General features: G+C 65.8%; 19 protein-coding genes and 1 other RNA gene. 16 read left to right on the top strand and 4 right to left on the bottom strand.

What is annotated here, in order from left to right; translation table 11 throughout:
• The first annotated feature begins 7 nt into the window (after nt 1-7).
• From WIX39_RS12535 to WIX39_RS12520, 4 genes are read left to right on the top strand one after another with little or no spacing between them, the layout of a single operon-like run.
• On the top strand, nt 8-1,501 hold the full coding sequence (locus tag WIX39_RS12535) for an ABC transporter substrate-binding protein (RefSeq protein WP_409195100.1): 1,494 nt from the start codon (nt 8-10) through the stop codon (nt 1,499-1,501).
• A gap of 4 nt (nt 1,502-1,505) precedes the next feature.
• Nucleotides 1,506-2,918 (top strand): amidase, encoded by a 1,413-nt coding sequence (locus tag WIX39_RS12530; RefSeq protein WP_409195099.1) that lies wholly within the window; start codon nt 1,506-1,508, stop codon nt 2,916-2,918.
• A gap of 25 nt (nt 2,919-2,943) precedes the next feature.
• Nucleotides 2,944-4,392 (top strand): aldehyde dehydrogenase family protein, encoded by a 1,449-nt coding sequence (locus WIX39_RS12525; protein ID WP_409195098.1) that lies wholly within the window; start codon nt 2,944-2,946, stop codon nt 4,390-4,392.
• Between the two features lie 9 nt (nt 4,393-4,401).
• Nucleotides 4,402-5,292 carry an NAD(P)-dependent oxidoreductase gene (locus WIX39_RS12520; protein ID WP_409195097.1) on the top strand — a complete coding sequence of 297 codons (891 nt, stop codon included), beginning with the start codon at nt 4,402-4,404 and terminating at the stop codon, nt 5,290-5,292.
• Nucleotides 5,293-5,343: 51 nt separating this feature from the next.
• Here WIX39_RS12520 and ssrA read toward each other — a convergent pair.
• From ssrA to ompA, 4 genes are all read right to left on the bottom strand, one after another.
• Nucleotides 5,344-5,728, bottom strand: a transfer-messenger RNA (tmRNA) gene (gene ssrA, locus WIX39_RS12515).
• 12 nt (nt 5,729-5,740) lie between these two features.
• Entirely contained in the window at nt 5,741-6,412 is a 672-nt protein-coding gene (gene gph / locus WIX39_RS12510; RefSeq protein ID WP_409195096.1) for a phosphoglycolate phosphatase, read from the bottom strand.
• Entirely contained in the window at nt 6,409-7,128 is a 720-nt protein-coding gene (ubiG, locus tag WIX39_RS12505; RefSeq protein ID WP_409195095.1) for a bifunctional 2-polyprenyl-6-hydroxyphenol methylase/3-demethylubiquinol 3-O-methyltransferase UbiG, read from the bottom strand. Before ubiG ends, gph begins: the two co-directional genes overlap by 4 nt.
• Before the next feature lie 129 nt (nt 7,129-7,257).
• Nucleotides 7,258-7,908, bottom strand: coding sequence for an outer membrane protein OmpA (gene ompA / locus WIX39_RS12500; protein WP_081266805.1), 651 nt, complete (start codon nt 7,906-7,908; stop codon nt 7,258-7,260).
• A 224-nt stretch (nt 7,909-8,132) separates the two neighbouring features.
• Between ompA and gyrA the strand changes: the two genes are divergently transcribed.
• The 12 genes from gyrA (at nt 8,133) to crcB (ending at nt 21,327) form a co-directional block, all read left to right on the top strand.
• Nucleotides 8,133-10,778 (top strand): DNA gyrase subunit A, encoded by a 2,646-nt coding sequence (gene gyrA, locus WIX39_RS12495; RefSeq protein WP_081266806.1) that lies wholly within the window; start codon nt 8,133-8,135, stop codon nt 10,776-10,778.
• The gene (locus WIX39_RS12490) at nt 10,775-11,356 is read left to right on the top strand and encodes a DUF2059 domain-containing protein (RefSeq protein ID WP_081266807.1); all 582 of its coding nucleotides are present in this window, start codon (nt 10,775-10,777) and stop codon (nt 11,354-11,356) included. The genes gyrA and WIX39_RS12490 overlap by 4 nt, the downstream gene beginning before the upstream one ends.
• A 69-nt stretch (nt 11,357-11,425) precedes the next feature.
• The gene (gene serC, locus WIX39_RS12485) at nt 11,426-12,493 is read left to right on the top strand and encodes a 3-phosphoserine/phosphohydroxythreonine transaminase (RefSeq protein WP_234382874.1); all 1,068 of its coding nucleotides are present in this window, start codon (nt 11,426-11,428) and stop codon (nt 12,491-12,493) included.
• Nucleotides 12,494-12,522: 29 nt separating this feature from the next.
• The gene (pheA, locus tag WIX39_RS12480) at nt 12,523-13,647 is read left to right on the top strand and encodes a prephenate dehydratase (RefSeq protein WP_081266809.1); all 1,125 of its coding nucleotides are present in this window, start codon (nt 12,523-12,525) and stop codon (nt 13,645-13,647) included.
• 20 nt (nt 13,648-13,667) lie between these two features.
• Nucleotides 13,668-14,558 (top strand): prephenate dehydrogenase, encoded by an 891-nt coding sequence (locus tag WIX39_RS12475; RefSeq protein ID WP_106935177.1) that lies wholly within the window; start codon nt 13,668-13,670, stop codon nt 14,556-14,558.
• Between the two features lies 1 nt (nt 14,559).
• Nucleotides 14,560-16,572: a bifunctional 3-phosphoshikimate 1-carboxyvinyltransferase/cytidylate kinase gene (locus WIX39_RS12470; RefSeq protein ID WP_081266811.1), complete on the top strand. Its 2,013-nt coding sequence runs from the start codon at nt 14,560-14,562 to the stop codon at nt 16,570-16,572.
• Nucleotides 16,573-16,776: 204 nt separating this feature from the next.
• Nucleotides 16,777-18,465 carry a 30S ribosomal protein S1 gene (rpsA, locus tag WIX39_RS12465; RefSeq protein WP_081266812.1) on the top strand — a complete coding sequence of 563 codons (1,689 nt, stop codon included), beginning with the start codon at nt 16,777-16,779 and terminating at the stop codon, nt 18,463-18,465.
• Nucleotides 18,466-18,536: 71 nt separating this feature from the next.
• Nucleotides 18,537-18,863, top strand: a complete 327-nt coding sequence (locus tag WIX39_RS12460; protein WP_081266813.1) for an integration host factor subunit beta — start codon at nt 18,537-18,539, stop codon at nt 18,861-18,863.
• Between the two features lie 57 nt (nt 18,864-18,920).
• Nucleotides 18,921-19,259, top strand: a complete 339-nt coding sequence (locus tag WIX39_RS12455) for a LapA family protein (RefSeq protein ID WP_081266814.1) — start codon at nt 18,921-18,923, stop codon at nt 19,257-19,259.
• Entirely contained in the window at nt 19,249-20,418 is a 1,170-nt protein-coding gene (gene lapB, locus WIX39_RS12450; protein ID WP_106935179.1) for a lipopolysaccharide assembly protein LapB, read from the top strand. The genes WIX39_RS12455 and lapB overlap by 11 nt, the downstream gene beginning before the upstream one ends.
• 137 nt (nt 20,419-20,555) lie before the next feature.
• On the top strand, nt 20,556-20,873 hold the full coding sequence (locus tag WIX39_RS12445; protein WP_409195094.1) for a ComEA family DNA-binding protein: 318 nt from the start codon (nt 20,556-20,558) through the stop codon (nt 20,871-20,873).
• Nucleotides 20,874-20,949: 76 nt separating this feature from the next.
• Nucleotides 20,950-21,327: a fluoride efflux transporter CrcB gene (crcB, locus tag WIX39_RS12440; RefSeq protein WP_081266817.1), complete on the top strand. Its 378-nt coding sequence runs from the start codon at nt 20,950-20,952 to the stop codon at nt 21,325-21,327.
• Nucleotides 21,328-21,371 lie beyond the last annotated feature (44 nt).

Here is a 21,371-nt window from a genome sequence, read left to right as displayed (position 1 = left end):
CTATCGAATGTTGAAGCGACGCACACTCATGACTTCCGCCATGGCCGCGGCAATCCCGGGGGTCTTCCTGCCCCAGGCACGTGCGCAGGCCGGCAAGAACACGCTGACGATCGGCATGCCGCTCGAGCCGCCGGGCCTGGACCCGACCACCGGCGCCGCGTCGGCCATCGCGGAGATCACGCAGTACAACATCTTCGAGACGCTCACCAAGGTGAATGCCGACGGCTCGGTCTCGCCGATGCTGGCGGAGAGCTGGTCGTCGTCGCCCGACATGAAGACCTTCGTCTTCAAGCTGCGCAAGGGCGTGCGCTTCGAGAACGACCAGCCCTTCAACGCGCACACGGTGAAGTTCTCGTTCGACCGCGCGGGCGGCGCCAAGAGCACGAACAAGGACAAGCGCTTCTTCAGCGAGATCGGCACCGTGGTGCTCGACGAGTACACGGTGGGCGTCAACAGCACGCTGCCCAACCCCGACCTGCCGTTCATGCTGGGGCAGTCGACCGCCTGCATCGTCGAGCCCAAGAGCGCCGACACCAATGCCACCGCGCCGGTGGGCACCGGCCCGTACAAGCTGAGCGCGTGGCAGCGCGGCGCCTCCTGCACGCTGGTCAAGTCGCCGAGCTACCGCGACCCGAGCCTCGCGAAGGTCCCGAAGTTCGTGTTCCGCTTCATGTCGGACACGGCCGCGCAGACTGCCGCGCTGATGGCCAGCGACATCGACATCTTCCCGCGCGCGGGCACCCGCTCGGTCGCGCAGTTCAAGGGCAACCCGCGCTTCCAGGTGATTGAAGTGGGCACGCGCGGCAAGGTGATCCTGACCATCAACAACCGCAAGAAGCCGCTGGACGACGTGCGCGTGCGCCGCGCCATCCTGGCGGCCATCGACCGCAACGCGATCATCCAGGGCGCGGCGGACGGCTTCGGCAAGCCCATCGGCAGCCACTACGCTATGGGCGCGCCGGGCTTCGTCGACACCACGGCGATGAACCCCTTCGACATCGAGAAAGCGAAGAAGCTGCTGGCCGAAGCCGGCGTGAAGACGCCGCTCGAACTGCGCCTGCAACTGCCCCCGCCCTCGTATGCACGCCAGGGCGGCGAGATGATCGCAGCGCAGCTGGCGCAGATCGGCATCAACGTGAAGATCCAGAACGTGGAATGGGCCCAGTGGCTCAGCGGCACCTTCGGCGGCGCGCACGATTTCGACCTGACGATGGTGGCGCACGTGGAGCCCTTCGACCTGGTGAAGTACACCGAGCCGGACTACTACTGGGGCTACGACTCCAAGAAATTCCGCGACCTGTTCGTCACCATCCAGAACGAAGAGAACAAGAAGCGCCGCGCCGACCTGCTGGCCGACGCCCAGCGCATGCTGGCCACCGATGCGGTCAACGGCTTCCTCTACCAGGCGGTGTTCCCGACCATCGCGCGCAAGGAAGTGAAGGGCCTGTGGCCGAGCATGCCGATCGTGGTGAACGACCTGGCCGCGATCTCGTGGGGTTGATGCGATGACGACCAAACCCCTCTATTCGCTGGGCGTGCAGGAGCTGCACGCGGCCTATGCCGCCAAGGAACTGTCGCCGGTGGAAGTGGCGCGCTCGGTGAACGAGCGCATCGCGGCGTACGAACCCGAGCTGCACGCAACCTGGCTTTTCCGCCCTGAACTCGCGCTCGAGCAGGCGCGCGCCTCCGAAGCCCGCTGGCTGGCCGGCAAGCCGCGCGGCATGCTCGACGGCGTGCCCGTGACCATCAAGGACAACCTCGCCACCGAAGGCGACCCGATGCCGCTGGGCACCGCCGCCTACGACCTGGTGCCGATGAGCTACGACTCGCCGCCCGCCGCGCGCCTGAAGGAAGACGGCACGGTGCTGGTTGCCAAGACCACCATGCCCGACCTGGGCATGCTGTCGTCGGGCCTGTCGAGCTTTCATGAACTCTCGCGCAACCCGTGGGACGTTTCGCGCACGCCGGGCGGTTCCAGCTCCGGCGCTGGTGCTGCTGCGGCCGCGGGCTACGGCCCGCTGCACGTGGGCACGGACATCGGCGGCTCGCTGCGCCTGCCGGCCAGCTGGTGCGGCATCTACACGCTCAAGCCCAGCTTCGGCCGCATTCCCCTCAGTTCACCCTACATGGGCCGCTGTGCCGGTCCGATGACGCGCACGGTGGCCGACTCGGCGCTGATGATGGCGTCGGTCGCGCAGCCCGACGATCGCGACTACTCGGAGCTGCCGCCGCCTGTCATCGACTGGAACGCCTTCGAGGTCGATCCATCGTTCCTCAAGGGCAAGCGCGTGGCGCTGCACATGGACGCGGGCTGCGGCCTGCCGCTCGATCCGCAGATCGCCGAGGCGGTGCGCCGCGCGGCGAAGCGCATCGAGGCTGCCGGTGCGCACGTCGAAGAAATCCCGGCCTTCATGACGCCGAAGATGCTGCAGGGCATGGACCACTTCTGGCGCATGCGCTCGTGCATCGACATCCAGGCGATGCCGGCCGAGAAGCGCGCGAAGATCCTGCCGTACATCCGCGAATGGGCCGAGAGCGCCGCCGGCTTCTCGGGCGCGCACATCTTCGACGCCTACAGCCAGTTCATCGCCACGCGCGCGGCCACGGTCGCCGCAACCAAGGCCTACGACTTCGTCATCTCGCCGGTGTCGCCCAACCTGCCCGCGCCGGCCGACCACGCCTCGCCGACCAACGATCCGATGCTGCCGCTGGAACATATCGGCTTCACGGTGCCCTACAACATGTCGGAGCAGCCCGCTGCCTCGATCAACTGCGGCTACTCGGCCGAAGGCCCGCAGGGCTTGCCCATCGGCCTGCAGATCGCCGGGCGCCGTTTCGACGACCTGGGCGTGCTGCAGTTCAGCCGCGCCTTCGAGCAGATCCGCGAAGCACAGAAACCCTGGCCGGAACCCAAGTGATCCGCCACAAGGAGACATCGACCCCATGAACGCCACCCACTACATCGACGGCCGCCGCGTGGCGTCCGAAGGCAGCGCCACCATCGACGTGATCGACCCGAGCGATGGCCAAAAATTCGGCGAGATCGCACGCGGCACCGCCGCCGACATCGATACCGCCGTGCGCGCGGCGCGCCAGGCCATGGGCGACAACTTCGACGGTCCCTGGGGCGAGATGACGGCGCTGCAGCGCGGCCGCCTGCTCGGCAAGCTCGGCGCCGCCGTCATGGCCCACCACGAGGAGCTGGCCCAGCTCGAAGCCCGCGACACCGGCAAGGCACTGCGCGTGGCGCGCAACGACGCGACCGCGCTGGCCCGCTACATGGAGTACTACGCCGGCGCCTGCGACAAGCTGCATGGCGACACGCTGCCGTACGAACGCGGCTACACGGTGCTGACGGTGCGCATCCCGCATGGCGTGACGGGCCACATCATTCCCTGGAACTACCCGATGCAGATCGCGGGCCGCAGCGTGGGCGCGTCGCTCGCCGCCGGCAACGCCTGCGTGGTGAAGCCGGCCGAAGACGCCAGCCTCTCGCTGCTGCGGCTCGCCGAGCTTGCGACCGAGGTCGGCTTCCCGGCCGGCGCGCTCAATGTGGTGACGGGCTACGGCAAGGAAGCCGGCGCGGCGCTGTGCGCGCACCCGGGCATCGACCACATCTCCTTCACCGGCTCGACCATGACCGGCCGCAGCGTGGGCCTGGCCGCCGCCGAGCGCCACTGCCCGGTGACGCTGGAGCTGGGCGGCAAGTCGCCGCAGATCGTGTTCGCCGATGCCGACCTCGACGCGGCCGAGCCGGTGCTGCTCAACGCCATCATCCAGAACGCGGGCCAGACCTGCTCGGCCGGCAGTCGCGTGCTGGTGGAACAGTCGGTCTACGAAGAAGTGGTGCAGCGGCTCGCGAAGCGCTTCATCGCCGTGCGCGCGGGCACGCCCGCCGAAGACTTGGACATGGGCCCGCTCATCAACGAAAAGCAGTTCCGCCAGGTGCGCGACATGGTCTCGACGGCCGAAGCCGCGGGCCTGAAGGTGGCGGCGCGCGGCACGGTGTCGCCCAACGCACCGTCCAGCGGCTACTACCAGGAGGCCGTGCTGTTCCGCGATGTGCCGCACGACAGCGATCTGGCGCAGCGCGAGATCTTCGGCCCCGTGCTGGTCGTGATGCCTTTCGCCGACGAGGCGGAGGCGGTGCGCCTGGCCAACGGCACGGACTTCGGCCTGGTGGCCGGCGTGTGGACCCGCGACGGCGCGCGCCAGCTGCGCATGGCACACAAGCTGCACTGCGGGCAGGTCTTCGTCAACAATTACGGTGCGGCGGGTGGTGTAGAACTGCCCTTCGGCGGCGTGAAATCCAGCGGCTTCGGCCGCGAGAAGGGCTTCGAGGCCCTGCTCGGATTCACGACCCTCAAGACCATCGCAATCAAGCACGGATGAAGACAACACATGACAACCACTGAACAGCAAACGCCGCGCAAGGTCGGCCTCGTCGGCGTCGGCCTGATGGGCCACGGCATCGCAAGCAACATCGTCAAGCATGGCCACCAGCTGACCGTGCTGGAACACGCGGGCAACCAGCCGATCGACGGTCTGCTGAAGGCCGGCGCCACTTCGGTGAAGGACGTGGCTGCGCTGGCTGCTCAGGTCGACGTGCTGATCCTGTGCGTCACCGGCACGCCGCAGGTCGAGGCCGTGATGCTGGGCGACCAAGGCGCACTGTCGGCGCTGCGCCCCGGCACGGTCGTGATCGACTGCTCCACGGCAGTGCCCGCCTCCACCGCCAAGGTGGCCGAGGCGGTGAGCGCCAAGGGCGGCAAGTTCATCGACGCGCCCATGACGCGCACCGCCAAGGAGGCGGCCGAAGGACGCCTGAACCTGCTGGTGGGCGGCGACGCCGAAGTGCTGGCCTCGTGCCTGCCGCTGCTGCGCTGCTTTGCCGAGAACATCACGCACGTGGGCGGCATCGGCGCCGGCCACGCGATGAAACTGCTGCACAACTTCGTGTCGCTGGGCACCGTGGCGCTGCTGTGCGAGGCCGCAGCCTGTGCGGAGCGCGCCGGCGTGAAGCCCGACGTGTTCGTCGATGTGCTCGCCAAGGGCGGCGGCAACGGCGTGGCGCTGGAACGCGTCAAGCCCAAGCTGCTGACGGGCGGCACCGATTCGCTGAAGTTCTCGATGGCCAACGCCAAGAAGGACCTGGGCTACTACAACGACATGGCGGAACAGGCGTCGGCCGGGCACGGCATCGCGCAAGCCGTGGATGCGCTGCTGACGCAAGGTGTCGAGAAATTCGGTCCGGACCGGATGGTGCTTGATCTGGTCGAAGCGTTGCGCTGATCGCCAGATCGCGTAAGTCCTTGATCTTGTTGGACTCAGCGTGTGTGAATATGGTGGAGCTGGGGGGATTTGAACCCCCGTCCGCAAGCCTTCATCGCGCAGTTCTACATGTTTAGTGATCTGATTTAAGTCTCGCTTCCGGAACCGCGCAGTCACACGCTGAACCGGACGCCAGCACCCTATTTTCTCGCCTCGACCCAAGGTACCCGGATCGAAGCCAGCCCATGTAATTATCCTTGCAGCCGGGAGGTCAGGATTGCTCCAGACCCCCTTGCCCAGCCCATCGGCCAACTGTTGCAAGGCTCACTGGCAATTAAGCAGCGAGTGCGAAACGTTCGTCGTTTGCAGTTAGTTTGTTTGAATCTGTTTTACGAGCGCATTCAGCTCGACATGCCCCGCTGCGACTCCGAACCCACGTCGAAACCAGTGCAGCCCCAAGCGACCCATTTTAGGCGCTATTGAGTAACTTCAAGAGCTCCAAGGGCGAAGATATTGAGGCGTCTGCCTTCCACAGGGCCGGATCGGCCTGCGAACCCATGTAGCCGTAGGTGGCGGCAACGGTGCGCATGCCCGCTGCGCGGCCCGCGATGATGTCCCGCTCGTCATCGCCCACGTACATGCAGGCGTCGGAAGGCACGCCGAGTCGGCGCGCGGCTTCATGCAGGGGCTCTGGATGCGGCTTGGCGAACGGCGTGGTGTCGCCGCTGATCACCGCTCCCGCGGTCTCGAAAAGCGGTATGGCGCGCGTGAGCGGGTCGGTGAACCGCATCGACTTGTTGGTCACGACACCCCATGGAAGCCCCTGCTCGCGCAGCGCTTCGATCAACGCATGAACGCCGTCGAACACCTGCGTATTGAGCAGCATGCGGCGCTCGTAGGTCACGAAGAACTCTTCGCGCAATTCATCGAATCCGGGCGACTCCGGCGTGATGCCGAAGGCCACGCCAAGCATGCCCCGCGCACCGGCCCCTGCCATCGGTCGGTATCTTTCGAGCGGATACGACGCCAAGCCGCGATCGGTACGCATCTTGTCGGCTGCCGCGCCCAGGTCGGGTGCGCTGTCGATCAGCGTGCCGTCGAGGTCGAACAGCACAGCTTTTGTCTTGAGCCCGCTGCTCATGCCGGAGCGCCCGGCTTCCGGGTGGCGAACATGTAGTTGACGCTGGTGTCGCCGCTGAGCCAGTAGCGGCGCGTCAACGGGTTGTGCTCCATGCCCCGGGTGTGCCGCAGGTCGAGCCCGGCTGCCCGGCAATAGGCGGCCAGTTCGCTAGGGCGAATCAACTTCGCGTACTCATGCGTCCCACGCGGCAGCATGCCAAGCACGTATTCGGCGCCCACTATGGCCAGCATGAAAGACTTCAGGTTTCGGTTGATGGTCGAGAAGAACACCCATCCACCCGGCTTCACCAGATCCGCGCAGGCCTGGATCACCGACGCCGGTTGCGGCACATGCTCGAGCATTTCCATGCAGGTGACGACATCGAAACTGCCCGGCTGCTCCGCCGCCAGCGCCTCAGCGCTGATCTCGCGGTACTTCACGCCGCGCGTGCCGGCTTCGAGCGCATGAAGTTGCGCCACCTTGAGCGCCTTGCCGGCCAGGTCGATGCCCAGAACTTCCGCACCCTTGCGAGCCATCGAATCGGCCAGGATGCCACCGCCGCAGCCGATGTCGAGCATCCGGCGCTGCGAAATAGGCGTAATACCGTCGATCCATTCCAGGCGCAATGGATTGATTTCGTGCAATGGTCGGAATTCGCTTTCCAAATCCCACCACCGGTGCGCGAGTTCTGAAAACTTGGCCAGTTCGGCCGGATCGGCATTCACGTTTTCTGTCATGCAGCGATTATGAAACGAGCCATGCCCGACAACACCGAGCAAGGCTTTGCTGAATGAGCGAATGCCAATTCGACAGGCATAAAAAAACCCCGCCGTAGCGGGGTTTTCATGATCGATGGAATCGATTGATTAGTTGGCGCGGGTGCCGACCACTTCGATTTCCACGCGACGGTTCTTGGCGCGACCTTCCTTGGTCTTGTTGTCAGCCACAGGCTGCGACTTGCCCTTGCCTTCGGTGTAGACGCGGTTGCGTTCGATGCCCTTCGAGACCAGGAAGGCCTTGACGGCTTCGGCGCGACGGACCGACAGACGCTGGTTGTAGGCAACCGTACCGATCGAGTCGGTGTGGCCCACAGCGATGATCACTTCGAGGTTCACACCACGGATCTTCTCGACCAGGTCGGTCAGCTTCGCACGGCCTTCAGGCTTCAGAACCGACTTGTCGAAGTCGAAGAAGGCGTCAGCAGCGAAGGTCACCTTGTTGGCGGCCACGACCGGGGGAGCCGGGGGAACCGGAGCAGCAGGCGTAGGAGCCGTAGCGACAGGAGCAGCAGGAACCAGAGCACCGTCGCAACCAGCGGCAGCCGTTGCGGGCGTCCAGTTGGCATCGCGCCAGCACAGTTCGTTCGTGCCGTTCTTCCAGACCAGTTCGCCGGTGCCGTTTTGCCAGTTGTCGATCGTAGGACCGCCGTCCGCAGCGGTGACACGGGTCTGCGCGCCGGCGGCAGTGGCGAGCGCAGCGACTGCAAACATCATCGCCACTTTATTCAGTTTCTTCATGGTTCTCCTCTTGGGGAAAAAGCCGCAGCCGCGCTGCGAATCAAGGACGCTTTAAGTGACCACCACCCAAAACGTTGAGGCGATTGTGCCATAGGGTCTTTGGCAAACAGGCCGCAGGACGGCCCCGAAGCGTAGGACGGAGGCGGAATAGAGGCCTTGTGTTGCGGCGGTGCGACACCCCTCACAGCGTAAAATTTCACCTTCCTGCCGCCAGCACCTCGTTCATGACCTCCTTCGCAAAAGAAACCCTGCCCATCAGTCTTGAAGAGGAAATGCGCAGCAGCTATCTCGATTACGCCATGAGCGTGATCGTCGGCCGAGCGCTTCCCGACGCCCGTGACGGCCTCAAGCCAGTACACCGGCGCGTGCTCTACGCGATGCACGAACTCAACAACGACTGGAACCGGCCGTACAAGAAGTCCGCCCGTATCGTCGGTGACGTGATCGGTAAGTACCACCCGCACGGCGACCAGTCGGTCTACGACACCATCGTCCGGCTGGCCCAGGACTTCTCCATGCGCCACATGCTGGTCGACGGCCAGGGCAACTTCGGGTCGGTCGATGGAGACAACGCGGCCGCAATGCGTTATACGGAAATCCGGCTGGCCAAAATTGCGCACGAAATGCTGGCCGATATCGACAAGGAAACTGTCGACTTCCAGGACAATTACGACGGTTCCGAAAAAGAGCCGAAGGTGCTGCCGAGCCAGTTGCCCAATTTGCTTGTGAACGGCTCGGGCGGTATTGCGGTCGGCATGGCCACCAATATTCCGCCGCACAACCTGAACGAGGTCGTCGACGCCTGCCTCTACCTGCTTCGCAACCCCGAAGCCTCCATCGACGAACTGATGGAAATCGTGCCGGCGCCCGACTTCCCCACCGCCGGCATCATCTACGGCATCAACGGCGTGAAGGACGGCTACCGTACAGGCCGCGGCAAGGTCGTGATGCGCGCCAAATGCCACTTCGAGGACATCGACCGCGGCCAGCGCCAGGCGATCATCGTCGACGAGCTCCCCTACCAGGTCAACAAGAAGACGCTGCAGGAGCGCATGGCCGAGCTGGTGCACGAGAAGAAGATCGAAGGCATCAGCCACATCCAGGACGAGTCCGACAAGTCGGGCATGCGCCTAGTGATCGAGCTCAAGCGCGGCGAAGTGCCCGAGGTCGTGCTCAACAACCTCTACAAGCAGACTCAGCTGCAGGACACCTTCGGCATCAACATGGTGGCGCTGGTCGACGGCCAGCCCAAGCTGTGCAACCTGAAGGACCTGATCCAGGTCTTCCTGCAGCACCGCCGCGAAGTGGTCACGCGCCGCACCGTCTTCAATCTGCGCAAGGCACGCGAGCGCGGCCATGTGCTCGAAGGCCTGGCAGTGGCGCTGGCGAACATCGACGAGTTCATCCGCATCATCCGCGAATCGCCCACGCCGCCGGTCGCCAAGGCCGAGCTCATGACGCGCAGCTGGGACAGCAAGCTGGTGCGCGAGATGCTCACGCGCTCGCGCGCCGACGGCGGCGTGATCAACGCCGACGACTACCGCCCCGAGGGCCTCGAACGCCAGTACGGCATGGGCGGCGACGGCCTCTATCGCCTCTCGGACACGCAAGCCCAGGAAATCCTGCAGATGCGCCTGCAGCGCCTGACCGGCCTCGAGCAGGACAAGATCGTGGCCGAGTACAAGGACGTCATGGCCGAGATCGACGACCTGCTCGACATCCTGGCCAAGCCCGAGCGCGTCTCGACCATCATCGGCGACGAGCTGGGCACCATCAAGCAGGAGTTCGGCCAGTCGAAGGTTGGCGCGCGCCGCAGCCTGGTGGAGCACAGCGCCTACGACCTCTCGACCGAAGACCTGATCACCCCGACCGACATGGTGGTGACGCTCTCGCACAGCGGCTACATCAAGAGCCAGCCGTTGGGCGAGTACCGCGCCCAGAAGCGCGGCGGCCGCGGCAAGCAGGCCACGGCCACCAAGGAAGACGACTGGATCGACCAGCTCTTCATCGCCAACACGCACGACTACATCCTGTGCTTCTCGAACCGCGGCCGGCTGTACTGGCTCAAGGTATGGGAAGTGCCTGCGGGTTCCCGCGGCTCGCGCGGCCGTCCGATCGTCAACATGTTCCCGCTGCAGGAAGGCGAGAAGATCAACGTCGCCCTCGCCCTCACCGGCGAAAAGCGCACCTTCCCGGCCGACCAGTACGTGTTCATGGCGACCTCGATGGGCACCGTCAAGAAGACCGCGCTCGACGAGTTCAACAACCCGCGCAAGGGCGGCATCATTGCCGTGAACCTGGACGAGGGCGACTACCTGATCGGCGCCGCCCTGACCGACGGCAAGCACGACGTGATGCTCTTCAGCGACGGCGGCAAGGCCGTGCGCTTCGACGAGGAAGACGTCCGCCCGCTGGGCCGCAACGCGCGCGGCGTGCGGGGCATGTCGCTCGACCCGGGCCAGGGCGTGATCGCCATGCTGGTGGCTGAGGACGAGCAGCAAAGCGTGCTCACCGCGACCGAAAACGGTTACGGAAAACGCACAAGCATTACGGAATACACGCGCCACGGCCGCGGAACCAAAGGCATGATCGCGATTCAACAGAGTGAGCGCAACGGCAAGGTCGTTGCCGCCACACTCGTGCATTCGGATGATGAGATCATGCTCATTACCGACAAGGGCGTGCTTGTACGCACGCGGGTTGCCGAGATTCGCGAACTGGGTCGTGCGACGCAAGGCGTCACGCTGATCGGACTCGACGAAGGCGCCAAACTCAGCGGGCTGCAACGTATCGTCGAAAACGACGCGAATGGCGAAACCGAGCCTGACGCGGACGATACTTCCTCATCTTCAACGGAGAATCCTCAGTGAAAAAAATCAAACTCGCACTTCTGACGGTCGCCCTGGCTAGCAGTTCGATGGCCGCAATGGCCCAGGACAAGGCCACGCTCATCAAGCAGTTCATCGACATCCAGCGTCCCGGCATCGAATCGCTGGCGCGCGGCCTGGTCGAGCAATCGAGCGCTCCGATCGCACAGGCGGGTTCGCAGTACCTGCAGACGCAGGTGCCGGAAGCCAAGCGCGAGTCTGCCGCCAAGGCTGCCGACGCCGAGCTGAAGAAGTACTTCGACGACGCCTACCCGATCGTGCGCGACAAGGCAGTGCAGCTGGCTCCTGGCGCCCTGACCCCGCTGCTCGAGCAGAACTTCAGCGAAGACGAGCTCAAGCAGCTGCTGGCCTGGATCAACTCGCCCCTGAGCAAGAAGTACCAGGAGCTGAACCCGAAGATGCAGACCGCACTGACGGAAAAGCTGGTGGCCGACACGCGCGCCACCATCGAACCGAAGATGCGCGCACTCGATGAGAACGTCGCCAAGGCCCTCGGCGCCCCGACCGATGCCGCCGCCCCCGCCGCCAAGGCCCCGGCCAAGGCACCAGCCAAGAAGTAAAGCAACGTGACCCAGCAGCAGACGCCGGCCGGCAAGCGCCCCTACAACTTTTCGGCCGGCCCGGCTGCCATGCCGGAAGCGGTGCTGCAACGCGCCGCCTCCGAAATGCTCGACTGGCACGGCAGCGGCATGAGCGTGATGGAAATGAGCCATCGCGGCAAGGAGTTCGGCTCGATCTGCACGCAGGCCGAAGCCGACATCCGCACGCTGCTGGCCGTGCCCTCCAATTTCCACATCCTGTTCATGCAGGGTGGCGGCCTCGGCGAGAACGCCATCGTTCCGCTGAACCTGTCGCGCGGCAAGACCGCCGACTTCGTCATTACCGGCAGCTGGAGCACCAAGTCGCACAAGGAAGCGCAGCGCTACTGCACCGCGCGCGTGGCCGCGAGCAATGCCGACGACCAGCACACCGGATTGCCCGATCCCGCGACCTGGCAGCTGTCCAAGGACGCCTCGTACGTGCACGTGTGCTCCAACGAGACCATCAACGGCATCGAGTTCCAGCAGCTGCCCGACCTGGCGGCGCTGGGCAGCAATGCCCCGCTGGTCATCGATTTCTCTTCGCACGTTGCCTCGCGCAGCGTCGACTGGAGCCGCGTGGGCCTGGCCTTCGGCGGCGCGCAGAAGAACCTCGGCCCGGCCGGCCTGACGATCGTCGTCGTGCGCGACGACCTGCTCGGCCACGCGCTCGAGATCTGCCCGAGCGCGTTCAACTACAAGACCGTGGCCGACAACAACTCCATGTACAACACCCCGCCGACCTGGGGCATCTACATGGCAGGGCTCACGTTCCAGTGGCTGCTGCAGCAAAAGGAAGGCGACCTCACGGGCGTCGCGGCCATCGAGCAGCGCAACATCGCCAAGGCGAAGCTGCTGTACGACTACATCGACGGCTCCGACTTCTACGCCAACCGCATCGACCCCAACTGCCGCTCGCGCATGAACGTGCCGTTCTTCCTGGCGGACGAAGGGCGCAACGAAGCCTTCCTGGCCGGTGCGCGCGAAGCCGGGCTGCTGCAACTCAAGGGGCACAAGTCGGTCGGCGGCATGCGCGCCAGCATTTACAACGCCATGCCGCTGGAAGGGGTGCAGGCGCTGGTGGGCTACATGCGAGAATTCGAGCGATCGCATGCCTAGGCGCATGCTCCGCTCAGTTGCCCGCACCGATGACCGCCTCCGCCCCCACACCACCCTCTTCACCTTCCGATAACTCCGAGAGCCTGGCCGATCTGCGCGTGCAGATCGACTCGCTCGACCAGCGCCTGCTCAGCCTGCTCAACGAGCGGGCCCACGTGGCCGAGCTGGTCGGCGAGGTCAAGAAGCGCGAGGGCACGCCGTTCTTCCGCCCTGATCGCGTGGCGCAGGTCATCGACAAGATGCAGAAGAGCAATGGCGGTCCGCTCAAGGATCTCCACGTGGCGGCCATCTGGCGCGAAATCATGTCGGCCTGCCTGGCGCTCGAATCGCCGCAGCGCGTCGCCGTGTTGGGCCCCGAGGGCACCTTCTGCGAACAGGCCGCCATCGAGTACTTCGGCGGCGCCGCCGACCTGATCTACTGCGCCAGCTTCGACGAAGTTTTCCACGCCACGGCCGCCGGCAGCGCCCAGTACGGCGTGGTCGGCGTCGAGAACTCGACCGAAGGCGTCGTCACGCGCTCGCTCGACCTGTTCCTGCACTCGCCCACCCATGTCGTCGGCGAAGTCAGCCTGCTGGTGCGCCACCACCTCCTGCGCAGCAGCAACTCGCTCGAAGGCGTGGAAGCCGTGCTGGCCCATCCGCAGGCGCTGGCCCAGTGCCAGACCTGGCTGTCCAAGCACCTCCCGAATGCCGAACGGCGCGCCGTGTCGAGCAACGCCGAGGGCGCCCGCCTCGCGTCGACCAATCCGGCCTGGGCCGCGCTGGCCGGCGAACGCGCCGCCACCCGCTTCGGCCTGCACATCGTGGCGCACGCCATCCAGGACGACTCCTACAACCGCACCCGCTTCTCCGTCATCTGCCTGCCGCAGACGCTGGCCATGCCGCCGGCCTCGGGCCGCGACTGCACCAGCCTGATCGTCTCGGTGCCGAACCGGCCCGGCGCGGTGCACGACCTGCTGGTTCCGCTGAAGGCCAACAACGTGTCGATGACCCGCTTCGAGTCGCGCCCCGCGCGCACCGGCCAGTGGGAGTACTACTTCTACATCGACCTCGACGGCCACCCCTCGCAGCCGAACGTGGCCGCGGCCCTGGCCGAACTGCGCGGACTCTGCGCCTTCTACAAGGTGCTGGGCGCCTACCCCGTCAAGTCCTGAGCGGCAGGCAGACACACAGCATGTTCGAACAACTGGGACTGATCGGCTGCGGCCTGATGGGCGGCTCCTTCGCGCTCGCGCTCAAGCGCGCGAAGCTGGTGAAACGCGTGGTGGGCTACAGCAAGTCGCCCTCCACCACTGAGCGGGCACGCCAGCTCGGCGTGATCGACGTGGCGGCGCCTTCGGCGCTGCTGGCGGTGTCGGGCGCCGACATCGTGCTGCTGGCGGTGCCGGTGGCCGCGTCGGAGGCCACGTTCAAGGCCATCCGCCATGGCATCGCAAGCGAAACGCTCGTGATGGACGTCGGCTCGACCAAGGGCGACGTGATCGAAGCCGCCCGCAACGGGCTGCAGCGCCAGTTCGCGAACTTCGTGCCGGCACACCCGATCGCGGGCAAGGAACTGTCGGGCATCGAGCATGCCGAGGCCTCGCTCTTCAACGGCCGCCAGGTCGTGCTGACGCCCGTGAAGACCACGCTGCGCTCCAACGTGCAGCGGGCCTCGCAGGTGTGGAGCGGCATCGGCGCGCATGTGGTCACCATGACGCACGAAGAGCACGACGCCGCCTTCGCGGCCGTGAGCCACCTGCCGCACCTGCTGGCCTTCGCATACACCAACGCCATCGCCAGCCAGCCCCAGGGCGACCGCTTCCTGAGCCTCGCGGGCCCGGGCTTCCGCGATTTCTCGCGCATTGCCGCAAGCGACCCGGTGATGTGGCGCGACGTGCTGCTGGCCAACCGCGAACAGGTGCTGCAGCAGTCGCAGGCTTTTCGCAAGGCGCTGCAAGACCTCGAGGCACTGATGACGGCGGGCGACCTGCAAGGGCTGGAGCAATCCATCGCCACCGCCAGCAAGGCCCGCGCGGCTTGGAAGCCGGCCACCGACACTTCGTCGCAGCAGCAGGACAACTGAGATGTTCTCGACCACCTTCCTCGACCTGCCGGCCCTCGCGGGCGCGGCCGGCACGGTGCGGCTGCCGGGCTCCAAGAGCATCTCCAACCGCGTGCTGCTGCTGGCGGCGCTCGCCAGCGGCACCACCACCATCCACGACCTGCTCGATTCCGACGACACGCGCGTGATGCTCACCGCGCTGCGCGCGCTCGGCTGCGGCATCGATCCGGACGGCAACACCCTGCGCATCACCGGCCTCGGCGGCCAGCTCCAGCCCAGCGAGGCGCTGCTGCCGCTGTTCCTCGGCAACGCCGGTACCGCGATGCGTCCGCTGACTGCGGCGCTGTCGCTGCTGGGCGGCGAGTTCGAGCTCAGCGGCGTGCCGCGCATGCACGAGCGCCCGATCGGCGACCTGGTCGACGCACTGACCCAGCTCGGCTGCCGCATCGACTACCTCGGCAACCCCGGCTATCCCCCGCTGCGCATCCACCCGGTGCCGCACGGTGAACTGGCGCTCGATGCGCCGATCCGCGTACGCGGCGACGTGTCGAGCCAGTTCCTGACCGCGCTGCTGCTGGCGTTGCCGCTGGCTGCAGCCAACGACATCGTGATCGAGGTGGTCGGCGAGCTGATCTCCAAGCCCTACATCGAGATCACGCTGAACCTGCTGGCGCGCTTCGGCATCCATGTGCGGCGCGACGGCTGGGAACGCTTCACGATTCCGGCCGGCAGCCAGTACAGCTCGCCTGGCGACATCCACGTCGAGGCCGATGCTTCTTCCGCCAGCTATTTCATAGCACTGGGCGCCATCGCGACCGGCGTTTCCGGCAGGAACGGCATCCGCATCGAGGGCGTGGGCGCCGATTCGATCCAGGGCGACATCCGCTTCATCGACGCAGCCCGCCAGATGGGCGCGCAGGTCGACAGCGGCCCCAACTGGCTCGAAGTGCGCCGCGGCGCCTGGCCGCTCAAGGCCATCGACATCGACGCCAACCACATCCCCGACGCCGCAATGACGCTGGCCGTCATGGCGCTGTATGCCGACGGCCCGACCACGCTGCGCAACATCGCGAGCTGGCGCGTGAAGGAAACCGACCGCATCGACGCCATGGCCAACGAGCTGAAGAAGCTCGGCGCCGCCGTCGAGGCCGGGCCGGACTTCATCCGCGTGCACCCGTTGGCACAGGCCGGCTGGCGTCCCGCGAGCATCCACACCTACGACGACCACCGCGTGGCCATGTGCTTCTCGCTCGCGGCGTTCAACCCGGCGGGCGTGCCGGTGCGCATCCTCGATCCGCATTGCGTCGCCAAGACCTTCCCCGACTATTTCGAGACCCTGTTCTCGGTGGCCGAGGCCACGGAGGTGCCGGTGATCTGCATCGACGGCCCGACCGCCTCCGGCAAAGGCACGCTGGCGGCCGAAGTGGCGCGGCTGCTGGGCTACCACTACCTCGATTCGGGCTCGCTCTATCGCGTGACAGGCCTGGCCATGCGCCGCGCCGGCCTGAGCGCCGACGCCCAGCACGAAGCGCAGATCGCCGCCCTCGCCGCCGGCCTGCCCCTGCAATTCACCGAGGGCAAGGTGCTGCTGGCCGGCGAAGACGTCAGCGACGAGATCCGCACCGAGGCGGCCGGCATGGACGCCTCCCGCGTCTCCACGCTGCCCGCCGTGCGCGCGGCGCTGCTGGCCCTGCAGCAGCGTTTTCGCCAGTTGCCCGGGCTGGTGGCCGACGGCCGCGACATGGGCACCGTGATCTTCCCCGACGCGGCGCTCAAGGTGTTCCTCACGGCCAGCGCCGCCGAGCGCGCCGAACGGCGCCATAAGCAGTTGATTTCAAAGGGTATTTCGACTACACTCGACAGTCTTCGCTCCGACTTGGAAGCGCGTGATGCCCGGGATTCCTCCCGCAGCGTCGCCCCCCTCAAGCCGGCGCAGGACGCCCGCCACCTCGACAACTCCCAGCTGTCCATCGAGCAATCGATCGACCAGGTGTTGGACTGGTGGCAGCAAGTACAGCCTTTCAAGTCCGCTTGAAAAGCTGGCGCCAGACGGAATATCCGAAGGCGCATACCGCTCCAGCAGGCTCTCTTCGCGCGACAGCGCACCGGCCTGCTGGTTGTTCAACCAACCCGGGTTTATATCCAAAAAGCCCACAAAACCGCCGTCTACAGACCCACAGCAGCCGCACGCAATTTCGCATGAGCGCCTGCCAACCCTGCCTGACGGAAGGAACCATAAATGTCTGAATCTTTTGCCGACCTATTCGAAGAGTCCCTGAAGCGTTCCGAAATGCGCACCGGCGAGGTCATCACGGCCGAAGTCGTGCGTGTCGAACACAACCACGTCGTCGTCAACGCCGGTCTGAAGTCCGAAGCGTATGTGCCGATCGAAGAGTTCAAGAACGACAAGGGCGAACTCGAAGTTCAGGCCGGCGATTTCGTTTCCGTTGCCATCGGCAGCGTTGAAAACGGCTACGGCGACACCATCCTCTCGCGCGACACCGCCAAGCGTCTGGCTTCGTGGCTCGCCCTGGAGAAGGCCCTGGAATCGGGCGACTTCGTCACCGGCACCACCAGCGGCAAGGTCAAGGGCGGCCTCACGGTCCTGGTCAACGGCATCCGCGCGTTCCTGCCGGGCTCGCTGATCGACACGCGTCCGATCAAGGACCTGACCCCGTACGAGAACAAGACCCTCGAATTCAAGGTCATCAAGCTCGACCGCAAGCGCAACAACGTCGTGCTGTCGCGCCGTGCCGTGGTCGAAGCCAGCATGGGCGAAGAACGCGCCAAGCTGATGGAAACGCTGAAGGAAGGCGCAGTCGTGCGCGGCGTGGTCAAGAACATCACCGAATACGGTGCGTTCGTGGACCTCGGCGGCATCGACGGCCTGCTGCACATCACCGACATGGCATGGCGCCGTGTCCGCCACCCGAGCGAAGTCGTTCAGGCCGGCCAGGAAATCACCGCCAAGATCCTCAAGTTCGACACCGAGAAGAACCGTGTCTCGCTGGGTCTCAAGCAAATGGGCGACGATCCGTGGATGGGCGTTTCGCGCCGCTACCCGCAATCGACCCGCCTGTTCGGCAAGGTCACGAACATTGCCGACTACGGCGCGTTCGTCGAACTCGAACCCGGCATCGAAGGCCTGGTGCACGTCTCCGAAATGGACTGGACCAACAAGAACATCGCTCCGAACAAGATCGTCTCGCTGGGCGACGAAGTCGAAGTCATGGTCCTGGAAATCGACGAAGACAAGCGCCGCATCAGCCTGGGCATGAAGCAGTGCAAGGCCAACCCGTGGCAAGAGTTCGCCCAGAACACGAAGCGTGGCGACCGCGTCAAGGGCCCGATCAAGTCGATCACCGACTTCGGCGTGTTCGTGGGTCTGGCTGCCGGCATCGACGGCCTGGTTCACCTCTCGGACCTCTCGTGGAACGAAGCCGGCGAAACCGCCGTTCGCAACTACAAGAAGGGCCAGGAAGTCGAAGCGATCGTGCTGGCAGTCGACGTCGACCGCGAGCGCATCTCGCTGGGCATCAAGCAGCTCGACAGCGACCCGTTCACCACGTTCACCACCGTGAACGACAAGGGCCAGATCGTGACCGGCAAGGTCAAGACGGTTGACGCCCGCGGCGCTGAAATCGACCTCGGCGAAGACATCATCGGCTACCTGCGTGCTTCGGAAATCTCGCGCGACCGCGTCGAAGATGCCCGCAACGTGCTGAAGGAAGGCGACGAAGTCACCGCCATCGTCGTGAATGTGGATCGCAAGACCCGCAACATCCAGCTGTCGATCAAGCAGAAGGACATGGTCGACGAACAAGGCGCCATGGCCAGCCTGAGCCAGCAGTCGGCACGCGAAAACGCGGGCACGACCAGCCTGGGCGCACTGCTGCGCGCCAAGCTCGACAACAGCGACAACAAGTAAGCTGAGTCCGGAGACAGAGCAGGCCCTGGGGCCGCTCTGTCTTTTTTTTCGTCCACGTTTTTGTTTGGCCCATGACCCGCTCAGACCTCGTCGAAGAACTCGCAGCCCGCTTTGCGCAACTGACGCACCGCGACGCCGAATACGCCGTCAAGACCATCCTCGACGCGATGAGCGACGCCCTGGTGCGCGGGCACCGCATCGAAATCCGCGGCTTCGGCAGCTTCTCGGTCAACCGCCGTCCGCCGCGCATCGGCCGCAACCCGCGTTCGGGCGAGAGCGTGCAGATTCCCGAAAAACGGGTGCCGCACTTCAAGCCCGGCAAGGCGCTGCGCGAAGCCGTGGATGCCAAGACAGCCGAGCTCGACGCGGACAAGGAAGCCAAGGCCCGCAAGGCCTGACGCACGGACGATCAGAATGCCTGCAAACGTAGAATGCTCCCGGCAACGGGAACGGCTATGAAATACCTCCTGTGGCTGCTCAAGGCAGCCATTTTTTTTACGCTATTCGCCTTCGCGCTGAACAACCAGCACGACGCGACCGTCTATTTCTTCTTCGGCACCTACTGGCGCGCACCACTGGTGCTCGTCGTGCTCGCGGCCTTTGCCGGCGGACTCGTGGTGGGTGCGCTCGGCATGCTGCCGGGCTGGTGGAAACACCGTACCGCGGCGGCGCAGTTGCCTGCCGTCCCCGCCGAAGCACCGTCCCCCGCGGCATCGGCGGCCGTGGCCGCTCCTGCAGCGGCCCAGCCCACTTCCGCCCCCGACCTTCCCGCCGTACGTCAACATGGACTTTGATCCCAGCTGGCTGCTGATCGGCCTGCCCATCGCCTTCGTGCTGGGCTGGCTCGCATCGCGCTTCGACATCCGCCAGCTCAAGCTCGAGAACAGGCAAGCCCCCAAGGCCTACTTCCGCGGCCTGAACTTCCTGCTCAACGAGCAGCAGGACCAGGCCATCGACGCCTTCATCGAGGCCGTGCAGAACGATCCCGACACACAGGAGCTGCACTTCGCCCTCGGCAACCTGTTCCGCCGCCGCGGCGAATACCAGCGCGCCGTGCGCGTGCATGAGCACCTGCTGGGCCGCGGCGACCTGAGCCGCAGCGACCGCGAACGCGCGCAGCACGCCCTGGCGCAAGACTTCCTGCGCGCCGGCCTGCTCGATCGCGCCGAAGCCGCATTGCAGAAGCTCGAAGGCACGCGCTACGAGAACGAGGCCCGCCTGTCGCTGCTGGCCATCTACGAGCGCTCGCGCGAGTGGGCGCAGGCCGCCGACGTGGCCCAGAAGCTCGACGAATCGGATCAGGCGAGCTACGCCACGCGCCGCGCACACCACCTGTGCGAGCAGGCCACCGAGCGCGTGGCTGCCAGCGACCTGCCCGGCGCCACCAAGCTGCTCGCGCAGGCCGTCGAGCTGGCGCCGCAGGCGCCGCGTCCCGCCATCGACACCGCCAACCTCCAGTTGCGCAAGAGCGAACCGGCCGCGGCCTTCGACACCCTCGTGGCGCTCAGCGAAACCGCGCCGCTCGCGCTGCCGCTCTATGCCGCCACGCTGCAGCAGGCGGCCGTCGGCGCGCACCGCGAAGGCGAGGCGCTCGCGCTGCTGCAGCGGCGCTATGTCGAATCGCCGTCGATCGACGTGCTCGAGGCGCTGATCGCCCTCGGCGGCAAGCCCACCGCCACCGCCGAAGATCCGCACCCCACGCCGCGCGACGGCTACATCGCCCACCTCGCGCAGCAGCCTTCGCTGGTGGCCGCATCGCGCTGGCTCGCTGGCGAACGCTTTGAGCACGAGCAGTTCCACCCGCAGGTGCAACGGGCGCTCGACCAGGCCACCCGGCCGCTGATGCGCTACCGCTGCGCGGCATGCGGCTTCGAGGCGCACCAGTACTTCTGGCACTGCCCCGGCTGCCAGGCGTGGGACAGCTATCCACCCCGCCGCGTGGAAGAACTCTGACCACAATTCAGAACAATGGTCACCCTGAGGCGATTGCGGCCCCAGGGCGTCAACGCCCCGCTCCCTGATCCCGTTGTGCCCGGGCCGACGTGCTCGTCGGCTGTCTGTCACATCAACAAATCACAGGGAGTTTTCAAATGTTCAAGAAGCTGCTGGCCACCACGGCCATGCTGTTCGCCATCACCTCGTTCGCAGCGGTCGATGCCAACAAGGGCACCGTCGCCGAACTCGACGGCCTCAAGGGTGTGGGGCCCTCCATGTCGAAGCGCATCATCGACGCGCGCAAGGAAAAGGAATTCAAGGACTGGCCCGACTTCATGCAGCGCGTGAAAGGCGTGAAGGAAAAGAAGGCCGCCAAGCTGTCGGCCGAGGGCCTGACGGTCAACGGCCAGGGCTTCTCCGGCGCGGCCGCCGCGCCGAAGGAGACCAAGGCGGCCAAGGCCTCGAAGTCCTGAGCATCGCCAGCACATCACGAAGCCGCCTCCGGGCGGCTTTTTCATTCCGAGCGACAGCTTGCGGATAATCCGGCGCATGCTGCTGAATGCCCTCGTCATCTGCCTTGCCGCCTGCGTCGGCGCCCTCATGCGCTGGGGCTTTGCCACCTGGCTCAACCCCGGAGGCGTACTGCCCTGGGGCACGCTGGCGGTCAACCTGATCGGCGGCTACCTCATCGGCATCGCCATCGGCGTGTTCAACGGCCTGCCGGACATCGACCCGGCCTGGCGCCTGATGGTCATCACCGGCTTCCTCGGCACCCTGACGACCTTCTCCAGCTTCTCGGCCGAGGTCGTCGGCATGCTGATGAACGGCCGGCTCGGCCTCGCGCTGGCCACGCTCATGCTGCACCTGGGCGGCTCGCTGTGCCTCACGTGGCTGGGCTTTCGAACCGTGCAGGCTTTCTCGGCCTGAATGTCCAGAAAACTGCCTTATGTCTTGCGGTTATAGATAAGGCC

Source organism: Variovorax sp. AB1(2024), from assembly GCF_037482385.2.
Taxonomy (GTDB): Bacteria; Pseudomonadota; Gammaproteobacteria; order Burkholderiales; family Burkholderiaceae_C; genus Variovorax.
Note: the sequence above shows the minus strand (reverse complement) of the source record. Positions and strands in the feature narration are given on the sequence as shown.